Genomic DNA, 16441 nt, shown 5'->3' on the forward strand with positions numbered 1-16441 from the left:
CGGTTCAAGGGGTTTCAAAGAAACCGGTCATGGCAACCAGGCGATTCTGGTCGTTGTACCGGCCGTAGCTCACGCCTTCCCCGATCACCTGCCCGCTGCCATCCACCATGTTCCATTTGGCGATGCTCTGCTGGTTGTGGCTGGCGAAATAGTGGGTCACAAAATGTCCGCCGGGGACCTGACTGCGAAAGTTGTCCATGTAGGCCGTCAATTGGTCCCAGCCCTGGGCTGTGGCCAGCGGGTCGTTGTAGGTGCAGGCAGGGTCGAGGGACTGGGTAAAAAGGGCTGTGCGGTCCGCGGCCGAATCGGTCTTCCACGACGCGGTGTAGGTGTCCCAGATGGATTGAAGGGGTGGTTGGCTCATGGCGTGCTCCTGGTGGGTGGATGGAGACGCCATCGTGCCGGGCGCTTGCGCGCCTTTTGGACATTTTGTGCTTATTTGTGGGCCCGTCGTTTGGGCACGAAGTGACGAGCCCTGGCCCGCCGGGACTACGCGCTGACGGACGGCGCCGATACCGGTGCCACACCCAGCAACTGGTGCAGCCGCGGACTCGTGGTGGTGTATTGCAACGCCACCTTGTCGCCCTTGAGCGCCTCGGCTGCGCCAAAGGCGGCGAGAGTGGCCTCGTGGAAGCCGCACAGGATGAGCTTGCGTTTGCCGGGGTAGGTGTTGATGTCACCCACGGCGTAGATGCCGGGCACGCTGGTGCGGAAGGCCTCGGTGTCCACCACCAGCTGTTTGCGGTCCATGGCCAAACCCCAGTCCGCAATGGGCCCGAGGCGGGGCGAGATGCCCAGCACGGCCACCAGCAGGTCCAGCGCCAGGGCGCGGGTGCTGCCGTCGGCATCCACCACCTGCAGTGCGGTGAGGCGGTCGCCCGCAGTGTCAATGCCGGTGATCTGTGCGGCCTCGACGTGGATGCGGCCCGCATCGCGCAATTGCTGCAGGCGTTGCAGCAGGGCTTCAGGCGCCTGGAACACGTCGCGGCGGTGCAGCAGGCTGACGCGTGCGGCCTGGCCTTGTTCGGCCAGTTCCACGGCGCGGGCCACGGCAGGCTCGTCGCCGCCGTGCACGACGACGTGGCGCCCGGCCACATCCGCAGTCGCGGGCAGGTGTTGGTAGTGGACCTGGGTGCCCACAAAGCGCTCGATGCCGTCCACCTTGAGCGTGCGTGGCACAAAGGCGCCCACACCGGCAGCAATGAACACGCTGCGGGCCAGCAGTTGCGCACCTTGCGAGGTTTCGACCAGCAGGCGTCCATCGGCCTGCACGGTGAGTGCGGACACCAGCGTGTTCAGGTGCCACTGGGTCTTGAACGGCGCAATCTGCTGAAGCAGCAAAGCGGCCAGCTCACGCCCGGTGCACACCGGGATGCCCGGGATGTCGTAGATGGGTTTGTCGCCATACAGCTCGACGCACTGGCCGCCCGCATGGGGCAGGGCGTCGATCAGGTGGGCGGTGATGCCTTGCAGGCCCAGCTGAAAGACCTGGAACAGCCCCACGGGCCCCGCGCCGATGACGACGGCGTCCGTCTCTACGACGGCGGGCGCTTGCAAAGTCTCAGTCACCAGCGGGGCGCGCGGCGGTTTACTTGATCAGTTCGTTGACCTTGCCCGGCTTGCCGTTCCATTCATCGGCGTCGGGCAGCGCCGGCTTGCGCTTGGTGATGCTCTTCCAGCCGTCGGCAAAGGCCAGGTCGGCGTTGAGCTTGATGAAGGCGATCTGGTCTGCGGGCAGGTCTTCCTCGGCAAAGATGGCGTTGGCCGGGCACTCGGGGATGCAGACGGCGCAATCGATGCACTCATCGGGATCGATGACGAGCATGTTCGGGCCTTCGCGGAAGCAGTCCACGGGGCACACGTCCACACAATCGGTGTACTTGCACTTGATGCAGTTTTCGGAAACGACGTGGGTCATGACAGGAGTTGTGTGGGTCGGTGAAAACCCTCGATTTTAAAAGCTTTCACCGACCTTTGGTTGCAGGGTCCCTCACCCCGATGGGGTGACTGGGGCTTGGGGCGCTGATCTGGATCAGTTGACGAGCACGGCGCCAGCGGTTTTGTGGCTGGCGGTGTCCACCAGAATCAGCGAGCCCAGCACGCGTGCCTGGCTGAATGCTGCGGCGGGAATCGCCTCCTGCAGCAGCAGGTCCACATGACCGATGGCATTGGGATCGAGCTGTGTGGCGGCTTCTTCGGCCAGCGTGTTGATGTTGAGCTTGTGCACCACGGCCTTGACCTTGGCCTTGACCCAGCGGTGGCCGTGCAGTGCCCAGTACACGCGGCCTGCGACCAGGGGCTCGTCGTCCATCCAGGCGACGGTAGTGCGCAGCTCGCGGCTGGCGGGCCAGGCCGGGGCGGCAGCGGGCGTGTCGCCAAAGTCGTCATCGGCTGGGGCTGCAGCGGGTGTGGGCGCTGCCAAAATCCAGTCGCCGCGCGATACGTCCACCTCGCGGTCCAGGATGATGCCCGCGCTGGTGCCTGCGGGTACGTCCTTGGGGTGGCGGGCGTGGTCCAGCACCTGGGCCACGGTGGCGAGTTGGCCGCTGGGGAAGATCTGCACCGTCGTGCCGGGCGCAAAACTGCCGGCGGCCACGCGGCCCCAGAACACGCGGCGGCCCTGGCTGGTGTCCGACGAGGACGAGAACTTCTCGACCCACTGCACCGGGAAGGCCGGTGCCAGTGCGGTGTCTGCCGGAGTGTTGGGCAGTTCTTCCAAGACTTGCAGGAGGGTAGGACCGTCATAGCCGCACCAGCCTGCGTGGGCGTCCACTACGTTCCAGCCCTTGAGGGCGGAGACCGGCACCATGGCGCGCACGGTGATGCCTGCCGCCTGGGCAAAGGCCTGCAGTGCGCCTTGAATATGCTTCCAGGCCAGCGCGGGGTCTTCCACCGCGTCCAGCTTGTTCACGGCAAACACCAGCGAGTGCACGCGCAGCAAATGGGCCAGCAGGCTGTGGCGGCGTGTCTGCGGCAGCAATGCGAGGCCAGGGTTCTTCCAGTCGAGCTTGGTCGCATCGACCAGCACCACGGCGGCGTCGGCGCTGCTGGCGGCCGTCACCATGTTGCGGGTGTACTGCTCGTGACCGGGCGCGTCGCCAATGATGAACTTGCGCTCTTCCGTGGCGAAGTAGCGGTAGGCCACGTCGATGGTGATGCCCTGCTCGCGTTCGGCGGAAAGGCCGTCGGTCAGCAGGGCCAGGTCGGTCTCACCCTGGCGCTGCACGCCGGCCAGGTGGTCTTGCAGCACAGCCTTGCTGTCCACCAGCAGGCGGCCGATCAGCGTGCTCTTGCCGTCATCGACGGAGCCGCAAGTGATGAACTTGAGGGCGGAAATATGGTCGTTTTGGCCGGTAGCGCTAGTGTTGTTCGCGCCAGTAGCTATTGAATTGATAGCGGTCATCAGAAATACCCGTCCTTCTTGCGCTTCTCCATCGAAGCATCCGATGTCTTGTCGTCCATGCGCGTGGCGCCACGCTCGCTCACGTCGGCGGCCAGGGTCTCGATGACGATCTCGGCCGGGGTGGCTGCGGTGCTTTCCACGGGGGCGGTGCAGGTGATGTCGCCCACGGTGCGGAAGCGCACATCGCGCGTTTCCACCACATCACCTTCACGCGGCGGGGTGAGTTCGGTCACGGGCATCAGCAGGCCCTTCTTGTCCACTACCTGGCGCTTGTGCGTGTAGTAGATGCTGGGCAGGCCGATCTGCTCGCGGTCGATGTACTGCCACACGTCCAGCTCGGTCCAGTTGCTGATGGGGAACACGCGGAAGTGTTCGCCGGGCTGCAGGCGGGTGTTGAACAGGGTCCACAGCTCGGGGCGCTGGGCCTTAGGCTGCCATTGGCCAAAGCTGTCGCGGTGGCTGAAGATGCGCTCCTTGGCGCGCGCCTTTTCCTCGTCGCGGCGGGCACCGCCGATCAGGGCGTCAAAGCGGAACTCTTCAATCGCTTCGAGCAGCGTGACCGACTGGTGCACGTTGCGCGACTCGCCGGGGTGGGCCAGGCGCACGGTGCCGCGCGCCATCGAATCTTCCACGCTGCGCACGATGAGTTCGGCGCCCAGCTCCTTCGCCCGGAAGTCGCGGAAGTCCGTCACTTCCGGGAAGTTGTGGCCCGTGTCGATCATCAAGAGCGGGTAAGGGATTCGGCCCGCGCCAAAGGCCTTTTCGGCGCACTTGAGCATGACCAGCGAATCCTTGCCGCCCGAGAACAGCAGGGCGGGGCGCTCGAAGGCGGCGGCGACTTCGCGCAGGATGAAGATGGTTTCTTCTTCCAGGGCGTCGAGGTGGGAGTTGTTGAGGTGGTAGCTCATGTTGTTGGTTTTCTCAAGCAGCGCTGAGTCGGTGCGGGCATTCATGGTCGGACCTGGGGTCAGTGGGCAATGTGCAGGCCACACTCGCGGTTGTCTTCGCCTTTGGTGGGGTCCACGTAGTCGAAGTTGTTGGGCAGGCCGTGTTTCACGCAGTACTCGTGCAGGTCTTTGGACGACCAGTGCAGCAGCGGCGCGACCTTGATGAGGCCGTCGGGGTTGATGCTCACCGGGTCCATCTGCGCGCGCACGGCGGTGTCAGTGGCGCGCAGCGCAGTGAACCAGACTTGCGGTGCGGTCTCGCGCAGGGCGCGGGCAAAAGGCTCCAGCTTCACCTCTTCGGTGAAGGCGGCGTGGCGTGGGTCGTCCAGCGCGGGCGTAGGGCCGTCCACCGCTTCGCGGTGGGCGCGCGAGCGCAGTGGCAGGTAGATCTTCAGCTTCAACCCCAGCTGCTGGGTCACTTCGTCGGCAAAGCGGTAGGTGGCTTCGGTGTTGTAGCCGTTGTCCATCCAGACCACGGGCACGTCAGGATTCACCTGCGTGACCATGTGCAGGATCACGGCTTCGAAGGGGCGAAAGTTGGTGGTGACGATGCTGGTCTTGCCCAGGCTCAGGGCCCATTCCACCAGGGCGGGCGCGTTGCGGCCCAGGTCGGCGTTGATGCGTGCGAGATCGATTTGACTCATGGTGAGGGGACTCTTTTTTTGGTGCAGCGCGCGCGGGCAGTGCGCCTGTCAGGCGGCCTGGGAGGCAAACTGGGGTTGGGGGTTCACTGCGTCGCCCTGGTAGAAGCCAGGGAAGCGTTCAAACTGGCGCTGCGCATCGGCAGCGTCCACGCCCTCGCGCAGCACGGCGCTCGAAAAGCCCGTGCGTTGCATCTGCACCAGCTGATCGATCAGCACATCGCCGGTGGCGCGGATCTCGCCCGTAAAGCCACGGCGGCGGCGCAGCAAAAAAGCCTGGCTGAATGCGCGGCCATCGGTGAAGTTGGGGAAGTGCAGATCCACACGGTCCACGCCATCGAGCGGCAGGGCCAGCGCATCGGCATCGTTGGGCAGGGCCACGGCGCGGGCGTCGCCATCGGCAGGCGGCTGGTGGTCTTGGGCGGCGATTAGTTTCAACATCATGTCTGTGGGGCTGTGCTGTACGGCGCTGCGGGGCTCAGGCGGCAGCGGTTTCTGGTTCTTTGTGGCGTGCCTGCTTGGCGGCTTCCTTGAACGGGTCGAGGCCAGTGCGGCGCACGGTGTTCTGAAAGGTCTCGCCGCTTTCGCGCAGGTCGCGGTAGGTGCCGAGCACGGCCTCGATCACATCCGGAACTTCGGCCGCCGAGAACGATGGGCCAATCACCTTGCCGGCCACGGCAGCGCCCGACAGGTCGGAGCCGTCGGAGCCGCCCAGCGTGACCTGGTACCACTCCTTGCCGTCTTTATCGACGCCCAGGATGCCGATATGGCCGCTGTGGTGGTGGCCGCAACTGTTGATGCAGCCGCTGATGTGCAGGTCGATCTCGCCGATGTCATCCAGCTCGTCCAGATCCTGGTAGCGCTGGGTGATGGCCTCGGCAATGGGCAGCGAGCGGGCGTTGGCCAGCGCGCAGAAGTCGCCGCCTGGGCAGGCGATCATGTCGGTCAGCAGCTGCACGTTGGCGCTGGCCAGGCCCAGGGCCTTGGCTTCCTGCCAAAGGTCAAACAGGCGGCTGGCGTGCACCCAGGGCAGCAGCACGTTCTGGTCGTGCGTCACGCGGGCTTCGCCAGCAGAGTATTTGTCCACCAGGTCGGCCAGTGCGATGAGCTGGTCGCTGGTGGCGTCGCCGGGCGACTGGCCGGGGCGCTTGAAGGACAGCGTGACGGCGCGCAGCTGGGCGTTTTGGTGGGCGTGCACATTGCGCTTGAGCCAGCGGCCAAACATCACATGCTCTGCCGCCTGTGCGTCCAGCGATGCCTGCAAGGCTGCGGGGGCCACGTCGGCAATGTCGGCCAGCTTGGGTGGCACAAAGCAGGCGGCCACGCGGTCAAATTCAGCCTGCGGGATGGTGTGGGGGCCACCGTCGATCTCCAGAATCTGGCGGTATTCGGCTTCCACATCGTCGATGTACTGCTGGCCTTCGGACTTCACCAGAATCTTGATGCGAGCCTTGTACTTGTTGTCGCGGCGGCCGTGCTCGTTGTACACGCGCACGATGGCCTCGATGTAATTCATGATCTGGTTCCACGGCAGGAACTCGCGGATCACGGTGCCGATGACCGGCGTGCGTCCCATGCCACCGCCCACAAAGACCTTGAAGCCGATCTCACCTGCATCGTTCTTGACCAGGTGCAGGCCCACGTCATGCCAGCCGGTGGCCGCGCGGTCGTCCTTGGCGCCGGTGATGGCGATCTTGAACTTGCGGGGCAAGAACGCGAACTCGGGGTGCAGCGTGGACCACTGGCGGATCAGCTCCGCATAGGGGCGGGGGTCCACGATCTCGTCCACGGCGATGCCTGCCAGGGCGTCGGTGGTGGTGTTGCGGATGCAGTTGCCGCTGGTCTGGATGCCGTGCAGGTTGACGCTGGCGAGCAGGTCCATCACGTCGGCGCTTTTGGACAGCGGAATCCAGTTGAACTGCACATTGGTGCGGGTGGTGAAGTGGGCGCAGTGGGTGGGCAGGAACGTGGTGCCCAGCTTGCCCTGGCCTTCCATGGCGGCCTTGAAGACGGCGGCTTCGGGCTCGTCGTATTCGCGGGCAATCTGCGCCAGCACGCGCAGCTGGCGGCTGGCGATCTCGCCATAAGGCACTGCCACACGCAGCATGGGCGCGTAGCGCTGCACATACCAGCCGTTTTGCAGGCGCAGGGGCCGGAAGTCGTCCTCGCTCAGCTTGCCCGTCTGCCAGCGCGTGAGCTGGTCACGGAACTGTGCGGCACGCTGTTTCACGAACTGGGTGTCGAAAGCGGTGTATTGGTACATAGGGGCTCAGATCAGAATCAGTTTGAAGCCTGCCCAGGCCAGCAGAATGGACAAGGCGGAGCGAATCAGGCGCTCAGGGGTACGGGCGACGAGGCGAGAGCCCAGCCAGATGCCCGGCAGCGAGCCAGCCAGCAATTGTGCAAGCAAAGGCCAGTCCACCGAGCCCAGCGACGCATGACCCAACCCTGCCACCATGGTCAAAGGCACGGCGTAGGCAATGTCGGCACCGATGATGCGCGGCAGCGGCAGCATGGGGTACACCAGCAGCAGCACCGTGACGCCGATGGCGCCCGCGCCCACCGAGGTAAAGGTCACCAGCGTGCCGATCACGGCGCCCAGCAACACGGGCAGGCTCCAGTGGCGGGGGCGGGTGGGGTCTACGGTGTGGCTTTTGCGGGCAGCGGCTTCGGCCGCCTGGCGCTGGGCAGAAAACGCCACCACCTTGTAGAGCGTGGCCGCCGCCGTGAGCAGCAAGGCAAAGCCCAGCGTGGTGGTCATGATGGCCTGCGCCGTGCCGCTGGCGGGCCCCAGGACTTTCAGCGCCCACAGCGCCAGCAGCGCCGCCGGAATGCTGCCGGCGCACAACTGGCCCACTACCTTCCAGGGCACCAGCCGTTGGCGGGCCAGGCTCACGGTGCCGCCCATTTTGGTGAAAGCCGCGAACAGCAGGTCGGTGCCGACCGCCATGTGGGGCTTGATGCCGAAGAAGAAGATCAGGATCGGCGTCATGAGCGAGCCACCGCCCACACCGGTCAGGCCAACGATGAGCCCGACGGCAAAGCCCGCAAAAACAAACGCCAATTCATGCATGGCGGCGAATGTAGAGGGGCTTCTTATGGATGCAAACTATTGTTTTGCTCTGCCAATATGCTTATTTGTTTATAAGCAAGGCTTGGCGCGGGTTGGCGGGGTGGCCGCCGCTGGCCACCCACTTGCCGAGAGGGTGTTACGGCAGGCGCTCGGTGCCCAGCGCCTTGGCCAGCCGCGCATCCAGCGGCAGGGGCTCGCCCTGCACTCGGGCGGCCAGCAGTTCGCCGCACAACAGCGCCAGTGTCAACCCCCGTGCGCCCATGGCCGTGCTGGCCCACAGGCCCGGCAGGTGGGCCGCGTCCACCGGGCCTACGACAGGCAGCCGGTCGGGCGCGGTGCAGCGTACGGCGGCCCAGGTGCGCAGAGCGGGGGGCTCGCCCGGGGCGGGCTGAGGCGCCGACATGGCCAGCGCCTGGGTGAACAAAGGCTCCAGCTGGGGCGCGATGCCGGGCAGCAGGCTCTGCAGCTTGGCCCAGTTGGTGGCATGGGCGGTGTGGATGTCGGCGGTGCTGGGCGGCAGGGCCTGCACATCGCGTTCGAACGTCGAGCCCATCACCCAGCCTTGATCGCCATCGGCTTGATCGTCCAGCGGGAACCGGGGCACCAGGTTGCCATTGCCGTTGGCTGGGAACGGAATCGATGGTCGCAGCGGCGTTGCCGTGTCGGCATGTTGGCCCCATGACACCTGTCCGCGCACCGGCTGCAGGGGCCAGCGATGGTTCAGCAGCGCCGCGCTGCCGGCGCCTGCGGCAATGACCACGGTGGGCGCCTCGGCCAGCACTTGGCCGTGGGCATCGATCACTTGCCAGGTGGCGATGTCCGGACTGCGCGTCGTGGCGGGTGTCTCCACGCGCCGCAGCTGGGCTACCGCGCAATTCCCCCGCCATTGGATGCCCGGCTGGCCCAGCAGGGCCCTGGCCAGGCGCGCCGGGCGCACCCAGCCCGCCTGGTGGTGCCAGCAGGCGGTTGCGTCGGGCGGTAACTGGGCAGCAGCCAGGGCAGCGGGGGGCGCAGGCTCGCTCCAGGCGGCACCCGGCCCTTGTGTCCAATCGGGTGACAGGCCGGAGCTGCCGTCAATGCGGTGCTCCAGCACGCCGCAATGCGCCCAGTCCACCCCCTCGTTCAGCAACCAGCGGGCCTGCTCCAGCGTGGAGCGGATGCCGCTGCGCGACAGGCGCGACAGCACACTGTCGTCGGGCGACACATGGGGCGCGAAGACCCCGGCGGGCAGGGCGGACGCGCCTGCGGCGGGTTCGGCGGCCTGGTCCAGCACAGTGACCTGCCAGCCGCGTCGGGCCAGGCTGGCGGCGGCGGCGGCACCTGCAATGCCGCCACCGATCACGATGCAGGGGCAGGGCAGAGAGGGTTCCGGCGTTGCCACAGGCTGGCGCGGGGTGCGCGGCTCCCACCGTGGGTTGTAGGTGGCGTGCAGGTTGTCGCGCTTGGGCGGCACGCCGGGCACGCGGGTCACTTCAAAGCCGCATTGCGCCAGGGCATCGCGCACGGCGCGTGCGATGGTCCAGGTGGCGAGCTGTGTACCGCGACGGCAAGAGCGCGCCACGGCCTTCAGAGTGTGCAGGTCCCAGCTTTCGGGGTTGCGCTGGGGGCTGAAGCCGTCGAGGTAGATAGAGTCCACCGTCAGGTTCTGCTGGCGCAGCATGGCTTGGGTGTCGCCCACACACAGGGTGAGCAGCACCCGGCCTTCATCAAAACGCAGGCGGTGCACGCCCGGCAGCAGGCCCCACCACTGGCGGTGCAATGCCTCAGCCAGCGGCGCCAGCTCAGAGTGGACCGAGGTGGCACGCAGCAGATCGGCTGCACTCACGGGCCAGGCTTCTGTCGATACGAAGTGCAGCAGCGTGGGGCGCTTCGGGTCGGCGCGCCAGGCGGCCCAGGTCACCAGGAAATTCAGGCCAAAGCCAAACCCGGTCTCCAGAATGCGCCACTGCGATTGCCCCGCCCAGGCCTCGGGCAGGCCACAGCCGTGCAAAAACACGCGGCGGGCCTGGGTGAGGCCGCCGTTTTCGCTGTGGTAGCGGTCGCCGAAGCGGGGGCTGTAGGGGGTGCCGTCCGGCAGCCAGTCAACAGGCTCGGACATGGAGAGAGGAAGAGGGGTCAGGCGCTGGGGGGCACGTAACCGGCCGCAGCGTCAGCGCCACTGCCAAAAAAGTGATTCTCCATCTGCCGCGCCAGGTACTGGCGGGCGCGCGCATCGGCCAGGTTCAGGCGGTTTTCATTGACCAGCATGGTCTGGTGCTTGAGCCAGCCGGCCCAGGCTTCCTTGCTCACGCTTTCCCAGATGCGTTTGCCCAGTTCGCCGGGGTAGGGGGGGAAGTCGAGGCCTTCGGCTTCCTTGCCGAGCTTGATGCATTGAACGGTGCGTGCCATGGGATGTCCTTGGTGTGGGGCGAGCGAAAAAAAGCTTCGCTCAGATGATTTGGATATTAAGAACTGAAATCTCAGTAGTTCCAGTTTTGAAGAGGGCCTTCCAGAATGCGTTCCATCGGTGATTTGCACCGCAACACATTCACAAAAAGAGGCCCTTCCATGAACTTTCGCCGCGACTTTATCAAGTTTCCCTTCGCCGCTGCCCTGGTCAGCAGTTTGGCCCTGACGGCATTGCCGTCGTTTGCACAGTCTGTGACGCTGCTCAATGTGTCGTACGACCCGACCCGCGAGCTGTACGTGGAGTTCAACCAGGCCTTTGCCAAACACTGGAAGGCCAAGACCGGCCAGGACGTGACCATCAAGCAAAGCCACGGCGGCTCGGGCAAGCAGGCGCGCTCCATCATCGACGGGCTGGACGCCGACGTGGCCACCCTGGCGCTGGCGGGCGACACCGATGCGCTGCACACCAACGGAGGCTGGATCCCGAAAGACTGGCAAAAGCGCCTGCCGCACAACAGCTCGCCCTACACCTCCACCATCGTGCTGGTGGTGCGCCAGGGCAACCCCAAGGGCATCAAGGACTGGGACGACCTGGTGCGCCCCGATGTGAAAGTGATCACGCCCAACCCCAAGACCTCGGGCGGCGCCCGCTGGAACTACCTGGCCGCGTGGGAATTCGCCAAGCGCAAGTACGGTGGCGACGCCAAGGCCAAGGACTTCGTGGCCAAGCTGTACGGCAACGTGCCCGTGCTCGACACCGGCGCACGCGGCTCCACCATCACCTTTGCGCAGCGCAACCAGGGTGACGTGCTGATTGCTTGGGAGAACGAGGCCTACCTGCTCGAAAAAGAGTTCGGCACCAAGTTCGACGTGATTGCCCCTTCGATCTCCATCCTGGCCGAGCCCGCTGTGTCGGTGGTGGACAAGAACGTGGACAAGAAGGGCACGCGTGCCGTGGCCGAGGCCTATCTGCAGTACCTGTACACCGAAGAAGGCCAGGACATTGCGGGCAAACATTTTTACCGCCCCGCAGTCTCTGACAAGGCCAAGGCCAAGTACGCCAAGCAGTTCCCCAAGCTGAACCTGTTCACGATCAACGACGCGTTCGGTGGCTGGGACAAGGCTGCCAAGGACCACTTTGCGGACAACGCGAGTTTCGATCAGATCTACACGCGCAAGTAAGCAGGCCCAACCGCCCCGAAGGTGGCTGGGGTGATGCTCCAGCCACCATGGAAGAACCCTGGTCCCAACGGGCCGGGCGGGGCGTTGTTTGTCCTTTTTATAAGAAAAACAAGCTCAAGCGCTAGTCCGTCATGCGCTGGTAGCTATCAAAACAGTAGTAATAAAGGAACCAACACCATGTCCGCCTTGCTCATCGCTGGCAGCCCTTCAGAGCGCTCCCGCTCCGCCGCCTTGCTCGACGCCGTGGCCCAGCGCCTGTCGGTGCGCGGCGCGCTGGTGGATCGCGTCCATATCCGCGACCTGTCGCCCCAGGCGCTGTTGCTGGCCGATTTTGGCCATCCCACCGTGGTGAAGGCGATTGACCAGGTGGCAGATGCCAGCGTGCTGGTGGTGGCTACGCCTGTCTACAAGGCGGCGTACAGCGGCGTGCTCAAGGTGTTTCTGGATTTGTTGCCGCAGACAGCTCTCAAGGGCAAGACCGTGCTGCCCCTGGCCACGGGCGGCAGCCCGCACCACATGCTGGCGCTGGACTATGCGCTGCGCCCCGTGCTGCAGTCGCTGGGTGCCAAGAGCATCCTGCCCGGCATCTACGCCACCGACGCCCAGGTCACGCTGACGCCCGAGGGCACCTACCACGTGCAGGCCGACATTGCCGCCCGGCTGGATGACGCGGTGAACGTGCTGGTCACCGAAACCCTTCGCCCATCGCCCGCCCAGGCCACACGGTTCGCGCCCGTGCATTTCTCGCAAGTGCGATGTAGCGTCTGACGGACCAAGCGCCGGCGGCCCTGGCCGCAGGTGCCCACGCTCCGCCCGCCTTCCTCCGTTCCATTGTTTACCTGGTAATGCCCGCTGAGCGCAGGCAGGGCGGGCTGTTGCCTGCTTGTACAAAAAAAGGTGCTGTTCATGTCCGGTGACGCAATCCCTCTGTCCGCACAGCCACAGGCTCCATCGGTCCTTGAAGACCGTCCCCTGGGTTTGCGCGACGCCCTGCGCTGGCTGGGTATTGCCTTGCTGGTGGTGGCCTCGCTCGTGGTCATCGGTGCCTTCTTGCTCATGCCGGTGGTGCCTGTCGCGGGCTGAACTCCCACAGTTTTGGCCTCTTTTTGCCGCCCCATTTTTCTAGAAACAAACCATCACCATGACGACACATTTCTCTCTTCATCGCCGCCAGGCGCTGCTCACCGGTCTGGCCGCCGGCGCTCTCGGCGTCACGGGGGCCCCGGCCCTTGCACAAACGACTGCGCCCGGCCGCGTGCTGCGCGTGGGCCACCAAAAAGGCTGGCTTTCCATCCTCAAGGGCCGTGGCACGCTCGAAAAGCGACTGGCCCCGCTGGGCGTGAAGGTCACCTGGACCGAGTTCAACGCCGGCCCCGTGCAGCTGGAAGCGCTCAACGTCGGCTCCATCGACTTTGGCGACGTGGGCGAAGCCCCGCCCATCTTCGCCCAGGCCGCTGGCGCGCCGCTGGTCTACGCTGGCGCCACGGTGCCGCGCCCCGCGCTGGAGGCCGTGATCGTGCCCAAGGACTCCCCGATCCGCAGCGTGGCCGACCTCAGGGGCAAGCGCGTGGCCTACAACAAGGGCTCCAACGTGCAGTATTTCCTGGTCAAGCTGCTGGAGAAGAACGGCCTGAAATACGGCGACGTGCAGTCTGTCTTCCTGGCCCCAGCCGACGCGCGCGCCGCGTTTGAAAAGGGCGCAGTCGATGCCTGGATCATCTGGGACCCGTTCCTCGCTGCCGCCCAGAAGACGCTGGACGCCCGCCTGCTGGCGGACGCCACAGGTGTGGTCAACAACCGCGCCTACTACTTCACCTCGCGCGACTTCGCGACCAAGAACACCGATGTGTTGCGCATTGCGATCGAAGAGGTCAATGCGATTGACACCTGGGCGTCCAAGAACAAGGCGGCTGCAGCCGCAGAGCTCTCTGCCGTTCTGGGGCTGGACAAGTCCATCACCGAGCTGTACCTGAACCGCGCGCAGTTCGGCACCGCCCCGGTCACGCGCGAGATCCTGGCCGAGCAGCAAGGCATTGCCGACACCTTCTTCGACCTGAAGCTGATCCCCAAAAAGCTCAACCTGCTGCACGCCGCGCCGGTCGATCTGCTGTAACCCCACCACCCAGACCACAAACACGTTCCAAGGAGCTTGCCATGCCTGCGCCCATGCCTTTCCCGTTGCACGCCCAGCTGCGACGCGTTCTGTGCGTCACGGCCACCGCCTGGGGGCTGAACGGTCAGCAGCGGCGCGCGGTCTTGCGCCCGCCCCAGTTCGGCTTTGCCATCTCCTACTGATTTCGTTCGGACCTCGTTGAGATCCCGTTTTGAAGAGACCTGTCCCATGCAAATCTTCTGGTTCATTCCCACCCACGGCGACAGCCGCTACCTTGGCACTGCCAAAGGCGCACGCCAGCTCAGCCATGACTACCTCCAGCAGGTGGCTGTTGCCGCCGACAGCTTGGGCTACGAGGGCGTTCTGATCCCCACCGGCCGCTCCTGCGAAGACCCGTGGGTGGTTGCGTCCAGCCTGCTTGCCGTGACCAAGAAGCTCAAGTTCCTGGTGGCTGTGCGCCCCGGCCTGCACCAGCCCGCACTGGCTGCACGCATGGCAGCCACGTTCGACCGGCTTTCGGGCGGGCGACTGCTCATCAACCTGGTGACCGGGGGCGATCAGGCCGAGCTGGAGGGCGACGGCGTGTTTCTGGACCACGCCACGCGCTACGAGCAGTCGGCCGAGTTCATCCGCATCTGGCGCGAAATCCTCACGCGCAGCCACCAGGGCGAAAGCCTCGACTACGAGGGCAAGCACCTCACGGTGAAGGGCGCAAAGCTGCTGTTTCCGCCCTTGCAGCAGCCGCACCCACCGGTGTACTTCGGTGGGTCGTCCGACGCCGCCCACGACCTGGCGGCCGAGCAGGTGGAGACCTACCTGACCTGGGGTGAACCCCCCGCCGAAGTGGCCAAGAAGGTGGCCGACGTGCGCGCCCGCGCTGCAAAGCGTGGCCGCACGGTCAAGTTTGGCATCCGCCTGCACGTCATCGTGCGCGAAACCGAAGACCAGGCCTGGGCCGCTGCAGAAGAACTCATCAGCCATGTGGACGACGTGACCGTGGCGCGTGCCCAGGCGGTGTTCTCACGCATGGATTCCGAAGGCCAGCGCCGCATGGCACAGCTGCATGCGGGTGGCGTCAAGCGCAGCCGCGCCGACCTGGAGATCAGCCCCAACCTGTGGGCTGGTGTGGGCCTGGTGCGTGGTGGTGCGGGCACGGCGCTGGTGGGTGACCCGGAAACGGTGGCGGCGCGCATCGAGGAATACGCGGCGCTGGGGCTGGACACCTTTGTGCTCTCGGGCTACCCGCACCTGGAAGAGGCTTACCGGTTTGCCGAGCTGGTGTTCCCGTTGCTGCCCGTGGGTGTGCGCGAGAAGCTCTCTGGCGGCAACCCGCTGGGGCCGTTTGGCGAGACCGTGGCCAATGACTTTGTGCCCCGTGCGTCGCAAAGCTGAATCGGCACCGCAGGAGATATGCCATGAGCATCCAGTCCATCAACCACGTGCAACTGGCCTTCCCGGCTGGGGCCGAGGCGCCCATCCGGCGCTTTTACGCCAGCCTGCTGGGTCTGCCGGAGGTGCGCCTGCAGGCCGGTAACACGCTGCGGTTTGCCGCGGGCACTCAGCGCATCGATCTGGTGCCTACCGAGCACTGGCAACCGGCGCCTGCGGTGTCGCACCTGGCCTTCGAAGTGCAGGACCTGCCCGCGCTGCGCCACCGCCTGCTGCAGGCCGAGCTGCCGCTGGTGGAAAACCGCGCGCTGCCCGGCTACCTGCGCTTTTACGTCAAGGACCCGGCGGGTAACCAGCTGGAGTTCCTGGAGCCCGATAACGAACAGGACATCACACCATGACACAGACCACCCGAGAGCTGCAGATATCGCCTGTGGCGGACTCCGTCGATCTCCCGCTCGAAGGGCCTTTGCTCCCAGCGTCGCTGGTCCGCTTTTTGGCCAACTTGGCGCAGCGTCTGCTGCCCTGGGCCGTGCCTGTAGGGCTCATCGTGTTGTGGCAGATCGCCTCTTCTTCGGGCTGGTTGTCCACCCGCGTGTTGCCTGCACCGCTGGAAGTGGTGAAGGCAGCCTGGACGTTGACCCTGTCCGGCGAGCTGTGGACCCACGTCAAGGTCAGCGCAGGCCGGGCGCTGGCGGGTCTGGCCATCGGGGGCGGGCTGGGATTGCTGCTGGGCCTGCTCACCGGCTCGGTCAAGCTGTTCGAGACGCTGCTCGACTCCACCATCCAGATGGTGCGCAACATCCCTGCGCTGGCGCTGATTCCGCTGGTGATCCTGTGGTTCGGCATCGACGAGTCGGCCAAGCTGTTCCTCATCAGCGTGTCGGTGTTCTTCCCGATCTATCTCAACACCTTCCACGGCATCCGCAATGTGGACCCGGGCTTGATTGAGATGGGCCGCACCTACGGCCTCGGGCGCTGGCAGCTGTACCGCCAGATCATTCTGCCCGGCGCCTTGTCGAGCATCCTGGTGGGACTGCGCTTCTCGCTCGGCCTGATGTGGGTGATCCTCATCGTGGCAGAGACCATTTCGGCGCAGGCGGGTATTGGCTACCTCACGATGAATGCGCGTGAGTTCCTGCAGACCGACATCGTGCTCGTGGGCATCCTGCTGTACGCGTTGCTGGGCAAGCTGGCTGACGTGTTTGCCAAGGGGCTGGAGCGCTACTGGTTGCGCTGGCACCCGGGCTACCAGACGGCTTGAGCTGCGGGGCCCTGACTCCGACATTCCTACAACGCATTCAT

The 16441-nt window shown here is 65.5% G+C and carries 19 protein-coding genes; 8 read left to right on the forward strand and 11 right to left on the reverse strand.

What is annotated here, in order from left to right:
- Window positions 1-4: 4 nt before the first annotated feature.
- From CLU87_RS07020 to CLU87_RS07070, 11 genes are all read right to left on the reverse strand, one after another.
- Entirely contained in the window at window positions 5-364 is a 360-nt protein-coding gene (locus CLU87_RS07020) for a nuclear transport factor 2 family protein (protein ID WP_099729966.1), read from the reverse strand.
- Window positions 365-489: 125 nt separating this feature from the next.
- Window positions 490-1557: an NAD(P)/FAD-dependent oxidoreductase gene (locus CLU87_RS07025; RefSeq protein ID WP_099729967.1), complete on the reverse strand. Its 1068-nt coding sequence runs from the start codon at window positions 1555-1557 to the stop codon at window positions 490-492.
- A 31-nt stretch (window positions 1558-1588) separates the two neighbouring features.
- Complete coding sequence (fdxA, locus tag CLU87_RS07030; RefSeq protein ID WP_008904181.1) at window positions 1589-1918, reverse strand: ferredoxin FdxA; 330 nt, start codon at window positions 1916-1918, stop codon at window positions 1589-1591.
- Window positions 1919-2032: 114 nt separating this feature from the next.
- Window positions 2033-3403 carry a sulfate adenylyltransferase subunit 1 gene (locus tag CLU87_RS07035; protein ID WP_099729968.1) on the reverse strand — a complete coding sequence of 457 codons (1371 nt, stop codon included), beginning with the start codon at window positions 3401-3403 and terminating at the stop codon, window positions 2033-2035.
- Window positions 3403-4356, reverse strand: coding sequence for a sulfate adenylyltransferase subunit CysD (gene cysD / locus CLU87_RS07040; RefSeq protein ID WP_099729969.1), 954 nt, complete (start codon window positions 4354-4356; stop codon window positions 3403-3405). Before cysD ends, CLU87_RS07035 begins: the two co-directional genes overlap by 1 nt.
- A gap of 14 nt (window positions 4357-4370) precedes the next feature.
- The gene (locus CLU87_RS07045) at window positions 4371-4994 is read right to left on the reverse strand and encodes a phosphoadenosine phosphosulfate reductase family protein (protein ID WP_099729970.1); all 624 of its coding nucleotides are present in this window, start codon (window positions 4992-4994) and stop codon (window positions 4371-4373) included.
- A gap of 48 nt (window positions 4995-5042) precedes the next feature.
- Window positions 5043-5432, reverse strand: coding sequence for a DUF934 domain-containing protein (locus tag CLU87_RS07050; protein ID WP_369804337.1), 390 nt, complete (start codon window positions 5430-5432; stop codon window positions 5043-5045).
- Window positions 5433-5469: 37 nt separating this feature from the next.
- Window positions 5470-7254, reverse strand: a complete 1785-nt coding sequence (locus CLU87_RS07055) for a nitrite/sulfite reductase (protein WP_056067447.1) — start codon at window positions 7252-7254, stop codon at window positions 5470-5472.
- Between the two features lie 6 nt (window positions 7255-7260).
- Complete coding sequence (locus tag CLU87_RS07060; RefSeq protein ID WP_099729971.1) at window positions 7261-8064, reverse strand: sulfite exporter TauE/SafE family protein; 804 nt, start codon at window positions 8062-8064, stop codon at window positions 7261-7263.
- A 136-nt stretch (window positions 8065-8200) separates the two neighbouring features.
- Window positions 8201-10162 carry an FAD-dependent 5-carboxymethylaminomethyl-2-thiouridine(34) oxidoreductase MnmC gene (gene mnmC / locus CLU87_RS07065; protein WP_099729972.1) on the reverse strand — a complete coding sequence of 654 codons (1962 nt, stop codon included), beginning with the start codon at window positions 10160-10162 and terminating at the stop codon, window positions 8201-8203.
- Window positions 10163-10179: 17 nt separating this feature from the next.
- Window positions 10180-10452 (reverse strand): oxidative damage protection protein, encoded by a 273-nt coding sequence (locus tag CLU87_RS07070; RefSeq protein ID WP_015013765.1) that lies wholly within the window; start codon window positions 10450-10452, stop codon window positions 10180-10182.
- Window positions 10453-10611: 159 nt separating this feature from the next.
- On the opposite strand from CLU87_RS07070, the gene CLU87_RS07075 reads away from it, so the two are divergent.
- The 8 genes from CLU87_RS07075 (at window position 10612) to ssuC (ending at window position 16400) form a co-directional block, all read left to right on the forward strand.
- The gene (locus tag CLU87_RS07075; RefSeq protein ID WP_056067453.1) at window positions 10612-11634 is read left to right on the forward strand and encodes a sulfate ABC transporter substrate-binding protein; all 1023 of its coding nucleotides are present in this window, start codon (window positions 10612-10614) and stop codon (window positions 11632-11634) included.
- A 177-nt stretch (window positions 11635-11811) separates the two neighbouring features.
- Window positions 11812-12402: an NADPH-dependent FMN reductase gene (gene ssuE, locus CLU87_RS07080; protein WP_056067455.1), complete on the forward strand. Its 591-nt coding sequence runs from the start codon at window positions 11812-11814 to the stop codon at window positions 12400-12402.
- Between the two features lie 138 nt (window positions 12403-12540).
- Complete coding sequence (locus tag CLU87_RS23250; RefSeq protein WP_158236071.1) at window positions 12541-12717, forward strand: hypothetical protein; 177 nt, start codon at window positions 12541-12543, stop codon at window positions 12715-12717.
- 58 nt (window positions 12718-12775) lie between these two features.
- Entirely contained in the window at window positions 12776-13747 is a 972-nt protein-coding gene (locus tag CLU87_RS07085; RefSeq protein WP_099729973.1) for a sulfonate ABC transporter substrate-binding protein, read from the forward strand.
- 41 nt (window positions 13748-13788) lie between these two features.
- On the forward strand, window positions 13789-13929 hold the full coding sequence (locus tag CLU87_RS23320; RefSeq protein ID WP_165836556.1) for a hypothetical protein: 141 nt from the start codon (window positions 13789-13791) through the stop codon (window positions 13927-13929).
- 46 nt (window positions 13930-13975) lie between these two features.
- Window positions 13976-15139 carry an FMNH2-dependent alkanesulfonate monooxygenase gene (gene ssuD, locus CLU87_RS07090; RefSeq protein WP_099729974.1) on the forward strand — a complete coding sequence of 388 codons (1164 nt, stop codon included), beginning with the start codon at window positions 13976-13978 and terminating at the stop codon, window positions 15137-15139.
- A 23-nt stretch (window positions 15140-15162) separates the two neighbouring features.
- The gene (locus tag CLU87_RS07095; protein ID WP_056744268.1) at window positions 15163-15537 is read left to right on the forward strand and encodes a VOC family protein; all 375 of its coding nucleotides are present in this window, start codon (window positions 15163-15165) and stop codon (window positions 15535-15537) included.
- Window positions 15534-16400, forward strand: coding sequence for an aliphatic sulfonate ABC transporter permease SsuC (gene ssuC / locus CLU87_RS07100; RefSeq protein ID WP_099729975.1), 867 nt, complete (start codon window positions 15534-15536; stop codon window positions 16398-16400). Before CLU87_RS07095 ends, ssuC begins: the two co-directional genes overlap by 4 nt.
- Window positions 16401-16441: the final 41 nt, after the last annotated feature.

Source organism: Acidovorax sp. 59, assembly GCF_002754175.1.
Lineage (GTDB): Bacteria > Pseudomonadota > Gammaproteobacteria > Burkholderiales > Burkholderiaceae_C > Acidovorax > Acidovorax delafieldii.

Bases quoted from the DNA above. Each gene is read 5' to 3' on its own strand.
- CLU87_RS23320 (WP_165836556.1), top strand. From the start codon at position 13,789: ATGCCTGCGCCCATGCCTTTCCCGTTGCACGCCCAGCTGCGACGCGTT.
- CLU87_RS07070 (WP_015013765.1), bottom strand. From the start codon at position 10,452: ATGGCACGCACCGTTCAATGCATCAAGCTCGGCAAGGAAGCCGAAGGC.
- CLU87_RS07045 (WP_099729970.1), bottom strand. From the start codon at position 4,994: ATGAGTCAAATCGATCTCGCACGCATCAACGCCGACCTGGGCCGCAAC.
- fdxA (WP_008904181.1), bottom strand. From the start codon at position 1,918: ATGACCCACGTCGTTTCCGAAAACTGCATCAAGTGCAAGTACACCGAT.
- ssuC (WP_099729975.1), top strand. From the start codon at position 15,534: ATGACACAGACCACCCGAGAGCTGCAGATATCGCCTGTGGCGGACTCC.
- CLU87_RS07050 (WP_369804337.1), bottom strand. From the start codon at position 5,432: ATGTTGAAACTAATCGCCGCCCAAGACCACCAGCCGCCTGCCGATGGC.
- CLU87_RS07055 (WP_056067447.1), bottom strand. From the start codon at position 7,254: ATGTACCAATACACCGCTTTCGACACCCAGTTCGTGAAACAGCGTGCC.
- CLU87_RS23250 (WP_158236071.1), top strand. From the start codon at position 12,541: ATGTCCGGTGACGCAATCCCTCTGTCCGCACAGCCACAGGCTCCATCG.
- CLU87_RS07095 (WP_056744268.1), top strand. From the start codon at position 15,163: ATGAGCATCCAGTCCATCAACCACGTGCAACTGGCCTTCCCGGCTGGG.
- mnmC (WP_099729972.1), bottom strand. From the start codon at position 10,162: ATGTCCGAGCCTGTTGACTGGCTGCCGGACGGCACCCCCTACAGCCCC.
- ssuD (WP_099729974.1), top strand. From the start codon at position 13,976: ATGCAAATCTTCTGGTTCATTCCCACCCACGGCGACAGCCGCTACCTT.
- CLU87_RS07085 (WP_099729973.1), top strand. From the start codon at position 12,776: ATGACGACACATTTCTCTCTTCATCGCCGCCAGGCGCTGCTCACCGGT.
- CLU87_RS07020 (WP_099729966.1), bottom strand. From the start codon at position 364: ATGAGCCAACCACCCCTTCAATCCATCTGGGACACCTACACCGCGTCG.
- cysD (WP_099729969.1), bottom strand. From the start codon at position 4,356: ATGAATGCCCGCACCGACTCAGCGCTGCTTGAGAAAACCAACAACATG.
- CLU87_RS07075 (WP_056067453.1), top strand. From the start codon at position 10,612: ATGAACTTTCGCCGCGACTTTATCAAGTTTCCCTTCGCCGCTGCCCTG.
- ssuE (WP_056067455.1), top strand. From the start codon at position 11,812: ATGTCCGCCTTGCTCATCGCTGGCAGCCCTTCAGAGCGCTCCCGCTCC.
- CLU87_RS07060 (WP_099729971.1), bottom strand. From the start codon at position 8,064: ATGCATGAATTGGCGTTTGTTTTTGCGGGCTTTGCCGTCGGGCTCATC.
- CLU87_RS07035 (WP_099729968.1), bottom strand. From the start codon at position 3,403: ATGACCGCTATCAATTCAATAGCTACTGGCGCGAACAACACTAGCGCT.